This window comes from Vibrio comitans (genome assembly GCA_024346835.1).
GTDB classification, from domain to species: Bacteria; Pseudomonadota; Gammaproteobacteria; order Enterobacterales; family Vibrionaceae; genus Vibrio; species Vibrio comitans.
On the sequence record AP024866.1, the window covers coordinates 2,319,439 to 2,333,776 of the forward strand.

The following is a 14,338-nucleotide window of genomic DNA, read 5'->3' on the forward strand; positions in this document are numbered from 1 at the left end:
AGCACCACTTTTTGTAATACAAATAGCACTAATTCGCCTTTTTCTAGTAGAAATAACCTCAGGTTGCTAGTAATGTGCGTACATCGATATAGATGATTCAGGGAAGTAACGAATTGCCTAACGACACAGAGAAACAAGCAAGCGCAAACTCATCGCTACTCAGTAATCGATTGGAAATCCACCATCTTGGTCGTCAAGATTACGAACCAATATGGCAGAGAATGCATCGATTCACCGATGAGCGTGACGAGAATACCGTTGATCAGGTTTGGATTGTTGAGCACAATCCTGTTTTTACACAAGGTCAGGCGGGAAAAGAAGAGCACCTTCTTAATACCGGCGATATCCCTGTGGTAAAAAGTGATCGTGGCGGTCAGGTTACCTACCATGGCCCAGGCCAAATGGTGGTGTACTTCCTCCTGAACTTGCGTCGACGCGGTTTAGGGGTGCGTGAACTGGTGACTCATATTGAGAACACTGTAGTTCAAACCCTTGCTAAGCTCGGTATCGAATCTGCTGCTCGTCCAGATGCACCTGGCGTGTATGTAGAGGGTAAAAAGATCTGCTCCCTTGGACTTCGAATCCGCAAAGGTTGCTCCTTTCACGGATTAGCTCTGAATATAGATATGGATCTCTCCCCTTTCCTACGTATCAACCCATGTGGTTATGCAGGTATGGAAATGGTTCAGGTCGCTGACTTCACAACCGATGATCAGCGTGCAAACATTCAAGGTATTCTAGTTAAGGAATTAAGTGCCTTACTGGATTACACCGACGTAATAGAAATGACAGAAAGCTATGAGTAAACCAATTCAAATGGAAAAAGGCGTTAAATACCGTGACGCTGATAAGATGGCACTGATCCCTACTAAGTCAGTACCAGTTGAACGCAGCGAAGTCCTTCGCAAGCCTGAATGGATGAAGATTAAGCTACCTGCTGATAGCCAACGTATTCAAGACATCAAGTCTGCTATGCGTAAAAACAATCTGAACTCAGTATGTGAAGAAGCATCTTGCCCTAACCTAGCAGAGTGTTTTAACCACGGTACTGCAACCTTTATGATCTTAGGTGCTATCTGTACTCGTCGCTGTCCTTTCTGTGATGTAGCCCATGGTCGTCCGGTTGCCCCGGAAACAAACGAACCACAAAAGCTAGCTCAAACCATCAAGGATATGAAGCTAAAATACGTTGTTATCACGTCTGTAGACCGTGATGACCTTCGTGATGGCGGCGCTAAGCACTTTGCTGATTGTAACGAAGAGATCCGTAAGCTAAGTCCAAACATTCGCATTGAAACGCTGGTTCCTGACTTCCGTGGTCGTATGGATAAAGCCCTAGAAGAGCTTAAGCTGAACCCACCAGATGTTTTCAACCACAACCTAGAAACAGCGCCGCGCCTATACCGTCGTGTACGTCCTGGTGCTAACTACAAGTGGTCTCTAGAGCTTCTGAAGAAATTCAAAGAGCAACACCCTGACGTTCCAACAAAGTCTGGCTTAATGATGGGCTTAGGTGAAACAAAAGAAGAGATCGTAGAAGTGCTTAAGGATCTTAGAGCGCACGGCGTAAGCATGCTAACTCTAGGCCAATACCTAGCACCAAGCCGTCACCACCTGCCAGTAGAACGCTACGTTCCACCAGCAGAGTTCGATGAGCTAAAAGAGATTGCACTAGAGCTTGGCTTCACTCATGCAGCCTGTGGTCCTTTTGTACGTTCTTCGTACCATGCGGATCTACAAGCTAAGGGTGAAGAGGTTAAGTAAAAAATCCCCTAGGATTTTTTATCCCGGAAAAGCGCTAGCTTTATCCGGGATCTTCCCTATTGCCCAACTCTGCATTCCACAATCCTAGAAGTTGCGTCGCAACTATCTAGGATCTTAGAGTGCGCTTATCTCAGCATTGCACTCTCTAAGGTTCTGGATAAGCTCTCCTTGAGCTTTCCAGAATGACGCCTTTGTTTGTTTCAAACCTGCGCTACTATCATCTTTACTACTTTCTAAGCACTTAGAGCAATACTATCCCAGCAACGCACTCTCTAAGGTTCTGGATAAGCTCCTTGAGCTTTCCAGAATGACACGCCTTTGTTTGTTTCAAACCTGCGCTACTATCATCTTTGCTACTTTCTAAGAACTTAGAGCAATATTATCCTAGCAACGCACTCTCCAAGGTTCTGGATAAGCTCTTTTAGAGCTTTCCAGAATGACGCCTTTGCTTCGGTTGAATCTGTGCGTTGAAGTAACCTCGCCTCCCAATTGCGACAAACCTCAAAACTCCCAAATAAACACCCACACATTGCAGTGGTTTTTTGCTTTCTACGCTAAGCCCATTATGATTAGAGTTAGGACTGGTCATAAATAAGGGAGGTCGTTTAATGCGACTGTTATTATGCGCGCTGTCAGCTCTATTTTTGTGGGGCTGTGCAGATAAAAACACTCAAGAAGACAATTACTTAGAAGCATCATTTGAACTGTGTAACACCGAGGTCTCACTCTACTCGGTAAGTGATGATGGCAAGGTTCGCATCATTTGTGCGGATGGGTCTAAATTCGCTTTAGATAATGAAAAAACTCTAGAGGTCATGCGCGACATCAATATCGATTACTGTTCTGGTGAAGGATTATCTAAATTTAGTGAAAGCCGTCGCTACTATACATTCCGTTGTAAATCAGGCACGCAGCTGAGTATCAACAAAGGCGGTTAGCAGCCAAGCATCGGTTAATAAGCGATGATTCTATAGGTGCTCAATAAATCCATTTTTTCAACATTGAGAATTGGGTAGAATTGGGCACTTCTGCCATTGCTTTGGAATACAATGAACCCTTCGCTGAGATACATTCAGGGCTACCCCGAACACATAGTCACGCCTATCACCCGACTTGTAGAGTCAGGGCAACTCAACACATGGTTTGAACAACGTTACCCCACCAAACACACTATCAAAAGCGAAAAAGCTTTGTTTGAATACACCATGGCGATTAAAAATCGATTTTTGAGAAAGTCTGCACCGCTAAGCAAGGTAATTTACGATCACAAGATCCACCTCATCAACAATGCGCTGGGGCTGCACTCTTACGTAAATCGTATCCAAGGTAACAAGGTTAAATCAAAGAACGAAATTCGTATTGCTAGCGTATTCAAAGATGCACCTGAGCCACTATTACGGATGCTGATCGTGCACGAATTAGCGCATCTGAAAGAAAAGGATCACAACAAGGCATTTTATCAACTTTGTTGTCATATGGAACCTGATTATCACCAGCTTGAGCTTGATGCTCGGCTCTTCATGATGTATTTAGAAAACCAATAAACAAAAAAGCGAGCCATTAGGCTCGCTTTTGTCATTCAGAGTACTTTAATCTTATGCGTATACAGGTTTACGGTTACAGATTTCTAGTACCTTAGCTTTAGTCGCTTCAATAACCGACTCATCGCCCATGTTGTCTAGGATGTCACACATCCAGCCAGCAAGGTTTTTCGCGTCTTCTTCTGTGAAGCCACGACGAGTGATTGAAGGTGAACCAATACGAATACCAGAAGTAACAAACGGGCTACGAGGGTCGTTTGGTACAGAGTTCTTGTTCACAGTAATATTAGCTGCGCCAAGAGCTGCATCCGCTTCTTTACCTGTGATGTCTTTGTCGATTAGGTCAACAAGGAACAGGTGGTTTTCAGTAGAGCCAGAAACGATGTTATAGCCGCGAGCTAGGAATTCAGCAACCATTGCTTTTGCGTTTGCAACAACGCGCGCTTGGTACTCTTTAAATTCAGGTTCTAGTGCTTCTTTAAACGCTACTGCTTTACCAGCGATTACGTGCATTAGAGGACCACCTTGACCACCAGGGAATACCGCAGAGTTTAATTTCTTGTAAAGGTCTTCACCTTCGTTAGAAAGAATTAAACCACCACGAGGACCTGCTAGGGTTTTGTGAGTCGTTGTTGTTACTACGTGAGCGTGTGGTACTGGGTTCGGGTAAACGCCAGCAGCAATAAGACCTGCAACGTGCGCCATATCAACAAAGAAGTAAGCGCCAACTTTGTCTGCGATTTCACGCATACGAGCCCAATCACATACTTGAGAGTATGCAGAGAAACCACCAATGATCATCTTAGGCTTGTGTTCTACAGCCAAAGCTTCCATTTCTTCGTAGTCAATTTGACCTTTCTCATCGATACCGTAAGGAATGATGTTGTACAACTTACCAGAGAAGTTAACTGGCGAACCGTGAGTCAGGTGACCACCGTGAGCAAGGCTCATGCCTAATACTGTATCGCCAGCATTAAGTAGTGCCATGTAAACAGCGTTGTTTGCTTGAGAGCCTGAGTGAGGCTGAACGTTCGCGTATTGTGCACCAAATAACTCACATGCACGCTCAATAGCAAGTGTTTCTACCTTATCAACGTACTCACAACCGCCATAGTAACGCTTGCCTGGGTAACCTTCAGCGTACTTGTTAGTTAACTGAGAGCCCTGAGCTTCCATTACACGTGGGCTTGTGTAGTTTTCTGAAGCGATAAGCTCAATGTGCTCTTCTTGGCGCACTGTCTCTTCTTGGATTGCGGCAAATAGGTCCGCATCATAATCAGCGATGTTCATATCACGCTTTAGCATCTGTATCTCCTGACTCAGATTAAACTGTAAATAGCTAAAAAAACCACACAACGACCAAAAGCAAACGTTTTCGTCACGGCAATGGCGGCATTTTACCGAAATAAATTCGTATCACAAATTTTTTTTGTCCCTGTTTTCTGTAGGTATATTCGCTTAAATAACCAACAGAATAAAGGCCTATCTGGGATTCTCTTTTTTGAAGCCATCAACTTTACACTGTGTAAATCAAAAATTACACGCTGTTAACAAAAAAGTTGCGCAAACAGTTCGGTAAAGCACAGTTTTCCTATACTATTCGCGGCTGAATCTGCAAGGTTAAGTACAATGAACAAACATAGCTTACTCGAGGATTGCGCTGCTATATTTACTGGTACTCTACTAGTGGCAGTTGGGATCTACTTTTTAAAATCTTCATCCATGATTGTCGGCGGGACTGCTGGGCTTGGATTGCTGTTTACACAGTTTATCGACCTGAGCTTCGGTACCATGTATTTCTTAGTGAACATTCCCTTTTATTTCTTGGCGTGGACTCGCCTTGGAAAGCGATTCACCATCAATAGCATCATTTGTGTATCTCTTGTATCCATAATGGCGGATAACCTACACCATGTAATGCGCTTTGAAGTACTTACTCCCGCGTTTGCGGCTATCGCTGGCGGAACGTTTATAGGCTTGGGCTTATTGGTTCTTTTTCGTCATCGAGCAAGTTTGGGGGGATCTAACGTATTGTGCCTTGTAATCCAAGATAAGATGGGTATCTCTGTGGGTAAAACGCAGCTTTTGTTTGATACTTCTATCTTAATTTGCTCTCTCTATTTTATCCCTTTAACTCTAATCGCTTGGTCGATATTGGCCGCTGTGTTCATCAATTTGATTTTATGGATGAACCACAAGCCAACTCGCTACACAGTTCAATATCAATAACATAAACCAAAAAAAAGGGCTTTGAATAATTCAAAGCCCTTTCTCATTAGCAATTTAGGTTGAGTGCGCTACTTTATTTGAGTTAGATAGTCAGGCACTTCCTTTATGCTATCCAAAACCACGCTGGCTATAGCCTCGCCTTTATCAGTGACCGGCTTACCTGTGCGCACCAAGATTTTAGTGCCCACGCCAGCAGCTTCTGCTGCCATCATATCTTCAGCTTTATCTCCGACCATAACGGAGTTTTGCATATCAATCTTCAAAAAATCTCTAGCTGAGATGAACATGCCAGGCTTAGGCTTTCGACATTCACAATCTTGCTTGTAGTCGCCGATACCGTGCTCAGGATGATGAGGGCAGTAATAGATGCCATCAAATTCAACACCGTTATCTGAGAAGTTCCAATCCATCCATTGCGTTAAAGACTCAAATCGATCTTCACTAAATTTGCCACGAGCTATCCCAGATTGATTGGTGACCAATACTAATAGATACCCCATCTGCTGCAACTTCTTGGTTGCTTCAAATACGCCAGGGATATATTCGAAATCATGCTCATCATGCACATAGCCATGATCAACATTAATAACGCCATCACGATCTAAAAAAACGGCTGGTTTAGGCACGGGTAACTACTCTGCTCTGCTTCATAAAGATAGTAACGATTATCGCATGCTTTGTTACCACTCGCACCCTTGATTTGGCGTTTAGACGTCTAGACGTAAAAATATCTATTGACTTGGGTCAATGAAATATCTAGCATCTCTGCAAGATTTAAACTCCTCTACCTAATCATGCAGGCTATTTGATGATAGAGATTAAGCAAGTTAACAAGGTATTCTATCAAGGAAAGACCGCTATTAGCGCCTTGAAAGATATCAACTTAACCATCGCCAAGGGCAATATCTTTGGTGTGATTGGTTCTTCCGGTGCCGGCAAAAGCACTCTAATTCGTTGCGTTAACATGCTAGAAGCACCAACTAGCGGTGAAGTCATCGTTGATGGTGTTGATCTGACCAAGCTATCTAAGAAAGAACTTTCTGAAGCCCGCCGCAACATTGGCATGATCTTCCAGCACTTTAATCTTCTTTCGTCTCGCACTGTATTCGAAAACATCGCTCTACCTCTTGAGTTGGCGGGCAAAGATAAGCCAACGATTGAAAAGAAGGTCTCTGAGCTACTAGGATTAGTGGGGCTTAGCGATAAGCGCGATACCTATCCTGCCAACCTTAGTGGCGGACAAAAACAACGTGTTGCGATTGCTCGTGCACTTTCGAGTGATCCTAAAGTATTGCTATGTGACGAGGCGACTAGCGCACTTGATCCTGCAACCACCCAATCAATCCTTGGCTTGTTGAAAACCATCAACCGTCAACTTGGTATCACCATCCTCATCATTACCCATGAAATGGATGTAGTGAAGAACATCTGTCATGAGGTTGCCATTATCGGTGGCGGCGAACTTGTTGAGAAAGGGTCCGTTGGTGAGATTTTTGCTCATCCAAAAACCGAGCTTGCTCACCAATTTATTCGCTCAACTCTAGATCTTTCTATCCCTGAGGATTACGAGTCTCGATTATTGACTGAGCGTAAAGAAGGCAGCTACCCGTTAGTGCGATTGGAATTCACTGGCGCTAGTGTGGATGCACCAGTGATCAGCCAGATCACTCGTAAGTTTAATATTGATATCTCAATTCTAAGCTCAGATTTAGATTACGCAGGTGGCGTCAAATTCGGCATGATGGTGGCTGAGTTCTTCGGTGATGAAGAAGCAGACAATGCTGCAATTCAATACCTAAAAGATAACAACCTAAAAGTAGAGGTGCTTGGCTATGTCTTATGATGTGCTAGTTGACTGGTTCAATCTAAATAGCGGACTTTTATTTAAAGCAACGTGGGAAACCCTATATATGGTCGGCTTTTCCGGCATTGTAGGTTTTGCTGTTGGTATCCCTCTAGGCGTAGTCCTTCACACCACTAAACGTGGTGGTTTGCTAGAAAACCAGCGTTTGAACTCTATCCTAGGCGCCATTGTCAACGTAGGGCGAAGCGTGCCTTTCCTGGTGCTTATGGTAGCCATTATTCCATTTACCAAGCTTCTTATTGGGACTTTTATCGGCACAACAGCCGCAATAGTACCGCTAACGATTGGCGCTATCCCATTCGTGGCTCGTCTTATCGAGGGTGCGCTGCTTGAAGTACCAAGCGGCCTAGTAGAAGCAGCCCAATCCATGGGCGCAACACCGCTTCAAATTATTAATAAGGTACTGCTTCCTGAAGCACTGCCTACCATCATCAACTCAGTCACTATCACACTGGTTACTCTGGTTAGCTATTCAGCTATGGCAGGTACCGTGGGCGGTGGCGGCCTAGGTGATGTTGCTATTCGCTACGGCTTCCACCGCTATGATGTTGTGATCATGGCAGTGACAGTTGTAATGCTTATTGTATTGGTGCAAATCATTCAGTCTGTGGGTGACGCACTGGTTCGTAAAGTTGACCACAGATAAGAATTTAGAAAAATTATACGGAGATAGTTATGAAATTTAGCCTAAAGAACATTTTTACCCTTGCGATTGCAGCGTCGGCTTTAGCCTTGACTGGTTGTGGCGATAAAGAACAAGACCTAAGCAAGATTAAGGTTGGCGTAATGGCGGGTGCTGAAGCACAAGTTGCGGAAGTTGCAGCAAAGGTTGCTAAAGAGAAATACGACCTTGATGTTGAACTAGTGACATTCACGGATTACGTTACACCAAACGCAGCCCTAGATGATGGCTCAGTGGACGTAAATGCATTCCAACACAAGCCATACCTTGACCAACAAATCGCTGACCGTAGCTACAAACTTGCTATCGCAGGTAACACCTTCGTTTACCCTATTGCAGGTTACTCTAAGCAAATCAAGTCTGTTGACGAGCTAGAAGAAGGTGCACGCATTGCTGTACCAAACGATCCAACTAACCTTGGTCGTTCACTGCTTCTTCTTGAGCAACAAGGTCTAATCGAGTTGCGTGAAGGCGCCGGTCTGTTGGCGACGGTTCGTGACATCACTGCAAACCCTAAAAACATCACTATTGTTGAGCTTGATGCAGCACAACTACCTCGCTCTCTAGACGACGTAGCGCTTTCAATCATCAACACAACTTACGCAAGTTCAATCGACCTAACGCCACAACGTGATGGTATCTTTGTTGAAGACAAAGAATCTCCATACGTAAACCTGATTGTATCGCGTGAAGAAAACCTAAATGCTGAAAACGTACAGAACTTCGTTAAAGCGTACCAAACTGAAGAAGTGTACAACGCAGCTTCTGACATCTTTAAAGGTGGCGTAGTTAAGGGCTGGTAATCAGTACTCCTTAAGCTTCCTCCTTCAAACAACCGTCACTATTCATAGTGGCGGTTTTTTTATGCCCATATATTCCCGCAAAAAGCCTCTAAAGCTCAAAATCCTGCAGCCCCCTACCCATCCATAAACGATCACTCTTTGTTGCTTGTAGCGCCCTACGGCTTTCAGAATGGTTTAGAGGCTATAACCTATAACTCTGCAGTGAGCAGTGAGCAGTGAGCAGTGAGCAGTGAGCAGTGAGCAGTGAGCAGTGAGCAGTGTTATATGAACCCATTTAAATAACCATTGTTAAATCTAATCTTGCACTGAGTATTTAACGCGATGGGTAAGGTAATCTGACTTGGCAATGAGGCGACAGGGAATCAATACGGAGTGTTGGTAGTTGCTCTTTGTGAAACTCCAGATAAAAAAATGGTCAGCATAAGCTGACCACTTTTTTCATCAAATTTTAACGTGTCTACTATGGTGTGTAGAACGTTGCTGCACCTGGACCTACTGGTAGACCAAATACAAATACCCATAGGTAGAATAGGATAGACCAACCAAATAGGAAGCAGATTGAGTACGGAAGCATAGTTGCTACCAGCGTACCAATACCTAGATTCTTCATGTAGCGAGTCGCAACCGCAAGGATAAGACCGAAGTAACTCATCATTGGAGTGATGATGTTAGTTGTCGAGTCTCCGATACGGTAAGCAGCCTGAATCGTCTCTGGTGCGTAACCAACAAGCATTAGCATTGGAACGAAGATTGGTGCCGTTACTGCCCACTGAGCAGACGCAGAACCGATCATTAGGTTAATGAAGCCACACATTACGATGAATGCGAAGAACAACATTGGACCTGTTAGACCAATAGTCTGTAGGAAGTCAGCACCCGCTACCGCAAATACTTGACCGAAGTTTGTCCAGCTAAAGAATGCTACGAACTGAGCAGCAAAGAATACTAGAACAATGTACAGACCCATTGAAGACATTGACTTAGCCATTGCATCAATCACGTCACGGTCAGTCTTCATTGTGCCAACAACGCGGCCGTAAACAAAACCCGGAATAGCAAAGAATACAAAGATAAAGGCTACGATACTCTTCAAGAATGGAGAGCCAGCAACTAGACCTGTTTCAGGGTTACGCAATGGACCCCACTCAGGAACAACGGTCAAAGCTAGCATTGCACTTACTGCAACAACAGCGATACCCGCTATCTTAAGACCTCGTTTTTCTTCAGCTTTTAGAGAACCCATGCTGTCATTAGATAGGTCTTCTGCTGCTTCTTCATCGTTATATTTGCCAAGCTTAGGCTCTACAATCTTTTCAGTAACAAATGCACCAGTGATTGCAATGAAGAAGGTAGAAACAAACATGAAGTACCAGTTTGATTCAGGGCCTACAGAATAGGTTGGGTCAATCATTTGTGCTGCTGTTTCAGTAATACCTGAAAGCAGTGGATCAACCGTACCTATTAGAAGGTTTGCAGAGTAACCACCTGATACACCAGCAAACGCTGCTGCTAGGCCTGCTAGAGGGTGACGACCTAATGAGTGGAAAAGCATCGCTGCAAGAGGGATAAGAACTACATAACCTAGCTCAGAAGCTGTGTTAGAGATGATACCCGCAAATACGACTGTTACTGTAACCATACGCTGAGAAGCGTTCATTACCAGGCCACGCATCGCTGCAGACAGTAGACCTGAGTGCTCAGCAATAGCAACACCAAGCATTGCTACTAGAACCGTACCTAGAGGCGCGAAACCTGTAAAGTTAGTTACAAGGTTAGTAACGATAAGACGAAGACCTTCACCATTAAGAAGGCTAACGACTTTAATAACGCCATCGGCGCTACGACCTGCTGCACCCTCTGGACGAGGATCCATTACAGAAACATCAAAATATCCAGCAATGCCAGACATAACTAAAATTGCCACACAGAAGATAGCAAATAGAGTGATTGGGTGTGGTAATAGGTTGCCTAAGTATTCGACGCTATCCAGAAAACGAGTGAATAACGGCTTTTTTGGCGGCTGTTGTGTTTGTGAAGCAGATGTGCTCATCTGAGTTCTCCTTTAATTATTTTTATCTTCCTTTTTGCCTCTCAACCCGCAGGTTGTGGCACGTTATTTCCCTAACGCAGCAAAAAGGAGCCGGAAACATACCCTAGTACGACACAATTGAAAAGGCGCAAAGCACTTGAAAATCATACAAATGTGTCAAATAAAGGTTAAAAAAGGTCAATTTTTAGGAGAAATTGAGCAAAAATCTTATGTGGCATAAAGGGTAAGGATTGTTAACATATTCTTACAATCTCTGATTGCTCGAATTGCCACTGATTGTAAAAAAGTGACACAGAGCATACATTCTGCGTACATTCTCCCCGATGAAATCAACTAGGACAGCTAAAAATATGCATACAATTTCCCCCATAGGCACTATTTACACGCCCTATAAAGAAAAGTTTGCTATCCCAAGACAGCCTAATCTCGCCCCTAGCGTTACGACTGAACTACACCTAAAAGGGGATGCCAATACTGAAGCGGCAGTTCGCGAGCTAAAACAATTCTCACATTTATGGCTACTGTTTTTATTTGATCAGAATATAGAGGCAGGTTGGAAACCCACAGTGCGTCCTCCTCGCTTAGGAGGTAATGAGCGAGTGGGTGTGTTTGCCAGTCGTTCGACCTTCAGGCCGAATGCTATAGGTATGTCAGCGGTAGAATTATTGGATGTTGAAATAAGAAACGGACAGGTCATTATTAAACTAGGCAATGTCGATTTAGTTGATGGTACTCCTATCATCGACATTAAACCTTATATCCCTTATTCCGATAGCATACCCGACGCCAAAGGAGGTTACGCAGAAACCTCTCCATCCCCAGTAACGGTTGAGTTTAGTGAGTCTGCAAAATGTGTGCTTATGAAGCACCCAGATAATGAATATCGAACACAAGCACTCACAGAGATCTTGTCACAAGATCCAAGGCCTGCGTACAAGAAAGGCAAGCCTGACTCAAAGGTTTATGCCGTGCATTTATTTGAATGGAATGTCAGTTTTTCAGCCAATGAAGACGGCATTCAAGTGGTCGATATTGCCCCTTTAGCCTAAGGCAATAGACTGGTATTATAGAGGGCTATTTTTTAGGGTTCTAAACCCTTCCCTCTATATACATATACAACGGAAAGCATCAATGCGTACCAGTAAATACCTAGTTTCTACATTGAAAGAAACGCCAAACGACGCAGAAGTAATTAGCCACCAGCTAATGCTTCGTGCAGGTATGATTCGTAAACTTGCCTCAGGCCTATACACTTGGCTACCCACAGGTTTACGTGTATTGCGTAAAGTGGAAAACATTGTTCGTGAAGAAATCGACAATGCAGGTGCTGTTGAGACTTTAATGCCCGTTGTTCAACCGTTCGAACTTTGGGAAGAAACAGGTCGCTCTGAAAAAATGGGAGCTGAGCTTTTACGCTTCACAGACCGTCATGAGCGCCCATTTGTTCTTAGCCCAACAGCCGAAGAAGTTATCACAAGCCATGTACGCAACGAAGTAAGCTCTTACAAGCAACTTCCGCTGAACCTATATCAGATCCAAACTAAATTCCGCGATGAGCGACGCCCTCGTTTTGGCGTAATGCGCGCACGCGAATTCAGCATGATGGACGCTTACAGCTTTGATATTGATAAGGCTGGTTTGGAAAAGTCTTACGAAGCAATGCACGAAGCCTACTGTAAAGCGTTTGATCGTATGGGTCTTGATTACCGCCCAGTACTTGCCGATACAGGCGCTATTGGTGGTAGTGGCTCTCACGAGTTCCACGTACTTGCAGAAAGCGGTGAAGACCTGATTGCCTTCTCTAGTGAGTCTGAGTATGCAGCAAACATCGAGAAAGCTGAAGCTCTAGCACAAGGTGAACTAGCAGCTCCAACTCAAGAGATGACGCTAGTTGACACGCCAAATGCGAAAACTATTGCCGAGCTAGTTGAGCAATTTGAGCTACCAATTGAGAAAACAGTTAAAACTCTATTTGTGAAAGCTTCTGACGAAGTTGATGCAGAACTTGTTGGTCTTATCATCCGTGGTGACCACGAGCTAAACGAAGTAAAAGCAGAAAACCTTGCTCAAGTAGCCTCTCCACTAGAAATGGCTACGGAAGAAGAAATCCGCGCAATCATTGGCGCAGGTCCTGGCTCTCTTGGCCCAGTAAATCTGAAACTGCCATTCATTGTTGACCGCAGCGCTGCTGTAATGAGCGACTTTGGTGCAGGTGCAAACATCGACGACAAGCACTTCTTTGGTATCAACTGGGGTCGTGACGTTGAGCTTGGTCAGGTTGAAGATCTACGTAACGTAGTCGAAGGCGATCCTAGCCCATGTGGCAATGGCGTGCTTCAGCTTAAACGTGGCATAGAAGTGGGTCATATCTTCCAGCTAGGCACCACCTATACAGATAAAATGAACTGTAGCGTGCTTGGTCCTGATGGTAAGAGCGCTATCCTAGAGATGGGTTGTTACGGTATCGGTGTATCTCGTGTTGTTGCTTCTGCGATTGAACAAAACCACGATGACAACGGTATCATCTGGCCTGACGCGATTGCACCTTTCCAAGTTGCTATCGTTCCAATGAACATGCACAAATCTGAGCGTGTAAAAGAGGCGGCAGAAAAGCTTTACGCTGAGCTAACGGCTCAAGGCATTGATGTGCTATTTGATGATCGCAAAGAGCGCCCAGGTGTAATGTTCAAGGATATCGAGCTTATCGGTATTCCTCACACTGTGGTCATTGGTGATCGCAGCATGGACAATGGCCACTTTGAGTACAAGAGCCGCCGTGATGGTGAGAAAGTACCTGTAGAAATGGACAACATTGTTGCTCATCTACAAGGTCTGCTTAAGTAAGCCTTTACGCTTTGATTTCCTTTTCTCGAAAAGGGAAAAACAGATTCTAATAAAGGCAGCCCCGGCTGCCTTATTCATTTTTGGAGAAACATAATGAAAATTTACGATTGCTGTGACCTAGTTCGCGAACTGTATGCTCAAATTGGTAGTGGTGACCAAGGCTACATCCCACAAGCGATTACTTGTGCACTGAAAACACTGAATGATGTTGCTGCAGATACTAATCTGCCTAAAGAAACTCGTGAACGTGCCGCTTTTGCCGCAGCAAACCTGTTGATCTCAGATTTTGAGGACTAATCCATGAATCTAGACAACTATCAAACAATGGATGTTGTAATGCTGATGAGCATCATCAATATGAAACTGCGCGATGATTTCAATGGCGACTTAGATGCGCTAGTGAAAACCTTTGATATCGATAGACAACTGCTCATCGAAAAATTGGCAACGGGCAACTTCGAGTGGCTGGCTGAAGCTAAGCAATTTAGATAAGAGCCCCCCTTCCTAGATGTCTTATAAGGTAGCTAACATTGGCTACCTTTCTTTTATCTATCACTTCTG

At 44.2% G+C, this 14,338-nt stretch carries 15 protein-coding genes; 12 read left to right on the forward strand and 3 right to left on the reverse strand.

Going from position 1 to position 14,338, the window contains the following annotated elements:
• Window positions 1–92: 92 nt before the first annotated feature.
• The 4 genes from lipB to OCU46_RS10685 all read left to right on the forward strand — a co-directional run bounded on the left by lipB (window position 93) and on the right by OCU46_RS10685 (window position 3,308).
• A complete protein-coding gene (gene lipB, locus OCU46_RS10670; RefSeq protein ID WP_141272111.1) occupies window positions 93–806 on the forward strand; it encodes a lipoyl(octanoyl) transferase LipB in 714 nt (237 codons plus the stop codon).
• Window positions 799–1,764 (forward strand): lipoyl synthase, encoded by a 966-nt coding sequence (lipA, locus tag OCU46_RS10675; protein ID WP_141272110.1) that lies wholly within the window; start codon window positions 799–801, stop codon window positions 1,762–1,764. Before lipB ends, lipA begins: the two co-directional genes overlap by 8 nt.
• Window positions 1,765–2,372: 608 nt before the next feature.
• Complete coding sequence (locus tag OCU46_RS10680) at window positions 2,373–2,702, forward strand: hypothetical protein (RefSeq protein ID WP_119009877.1); 330 nt, start codon at window positions 2,373–2,375, stop codon at window positions 2,700–2,702.
• 111 nt (window positions 2,703–2,813) lie between these two features.
• Complete coding sequence (locus tag OCU46_RS10685) at window positions 2,814–3,308, forward strand: M48 metallopeptidase family protein (protein WP_141272109.1); 495 nt, start codon at window positions 2,814–2,816, stop codon at window positions 3,306–3,308.
• Between the two features lie 51 nt (window positions 3,309–3,359).
• Here the strand turns inward: OCU46_RS10685 and glyA are convergent, their stop codons facing one another.
• The gene (gene glyA, locus OCU46_RS10690; RefSeq protein ID WP_017029154.1) at window positions 3,360–4,610 is read right to left on the reverse strand and encodes a serine hydroxymethyltransferase; all 1,251 of its coding nucleotides are present in this window, start codon (window positions 4,608–4,610) and stop codon (window positions 3,360–3,362) included.
• 324 nt (window positions 4,611–4,934) lie between these two features.
• Here glyA and OCU46_RS10695 point away from each other — a divergent pair, with 324 nt between their 5' ends.
• A complete protein-coding gene (locus tag OCU46_RS10695) occupies window positions 4,935–5,534 on the forward strand; it encodes a YitT family protein (protein WP_141272108.1) in 600 nt (199 codons plus the stop codon).
• A gap of 68 nt (window positions 5,535–5,602) precedes the next feature.
• Here OCU46_RS10695 and gmhB read toward each other — a convergent pair whose 3' ends face one another.
• Window positions 5,603–6,160, reverse strand: a complete 558-nt coding sequence (gmhB, locus tag OCU46_RS10700; RefSeq protein WP_141272107.1) for a D-glycero-beta-D-manno-heptose 1,7-bisphosphate 7-phosphatase — start codon at window positions 6,158–6,160, stop codon at window positions 5,603–5,605.
• A gap of 182 nt (window positions 6,161–6,342) precedes the next feature.
• Between gmhB and metN the strand changes: the two genes are divergently transcribed.
• Genes metN through OCU46_RS10715 form a run of 3 tightly spaced genes read left to right on the forward strand, consistent with a single transcriptional unit; the run spans window position 6,343 to window position 8,883 of the window.
• Complete coding sequence (gene metN / locus OCU46_RS10705; RefSeq protein WP_141272106.1) at window positions 6,343–7,377, forward strand: methionine ABC transporter ATP-binding protein MetN; 1,035 nt, start codon at window positions 6,343–6,345, stop codon at window positions 7,375–7,377.
• The gene (locus OCU46_RS10710; protein WP_141272105.1) at window positions 7,367–8,044 is read left to right on the forward strand and encodes a methionine ABC transporter permease; all 678 of its coding nucleotides are present in this window, start codon (window positions 7,367–7,369) and stop codon (window positions 8,042–8,044) included. Before metN ends, OCU46_RS10710 begins: the two co-directional genes overlap by 11 nt.
• 29 nt (window positions 8,045–8,073) lie before the next feature.
• On the forward strand, window positions 8,074–8,883 hold the full coding sequence (locus OCU46_RS10715; RefSeq protein ID WP_141272104.1) for a MetQ/NlpA family lipoprotein: 810 nt from the start codon (window positions 8,074–8,076) through the stop codon (window positions 8,881–8,883).
• 460 nt (window positions 8,884–9,343) lie between these two features.
• On the opposite strand, the gene OCU46_RS10720 is transcribed toward OCU46_RS10715, so the two are convergent.
• Window positions 9,344–10,933 (reverse strand): AbgT family transporter, encoded by a 1,590-nt coding sequence (locus OCU46_RS10720; RefSeq protein ID WP_141272103.1) that lies wholly within the window; start codon window positions 10,931–10,933, stop codon window positions 9,344–9,346.
• A gap of 350 nt (window positions 10,934–11,283) precedes the next feature.
• Between OCU46_RS10720 and tsaA the strand changes: the two genes are divergently transcribed.
• The 4 genes from tsaA (at window position 11,284) to OCU46_RS10740 (ending at window position 14,269) form a co-directional block, all read left to right on the forward strand.
• Window positions 11,284–11,982, forward strand: coding sequence for a tRNA (N6-threonylcarbamoyladenosine(37)-N6)-methyltransferase TrmO (gene tsaA, locus OCU46_RS10725; RefSeq protein ID WP_141272102.1), 699 nt, complete (start codon window positions 11,284–11,286; stop codon window positions 11,980–11,982).
• An 82-nt stretch (window positions 11,983–12,064) separates the two neighbouring features.
• On the forward strand, window positions 12,065–13,777 hold the full coding sequence (locus OCU46_RS10730; protein ID WP_141272101.1) for a proline--tRNA ligase: 1,713 nt from the start codon (window positions 12,065–12,067) through the stop codon (window positions 13,775–13,777).
• 93 nt (window positions 13,778–13,870) lie between these two features.
• The gene (locus tag OCU46_RS10735; protein WP_141272100.1) at window positions 13,871–14,074 is read left to right on the forward strand and encodes a YaeP family protein; all 204 of its coding nucleotides are present in this window, start codon (window positions 13,871–13,873) and stop codon (window positions 14,072–14,074) included.
• 3 nt (window positions 14,075–14,077) lie between these two features.
• Window positions 14,078–14,269, forward strand: coding sequence for a DUF4250 domain-containing protein (locus tag OCU46_RS10740; RefSeq protein ID WP_141272099.1), 192 nt, complete (start codon window positions 14,078–14,080; stop codon window positions 14,267–14,269).
• Window positions 14,270–14,338 lie beyond the last annotated feature (69 nt).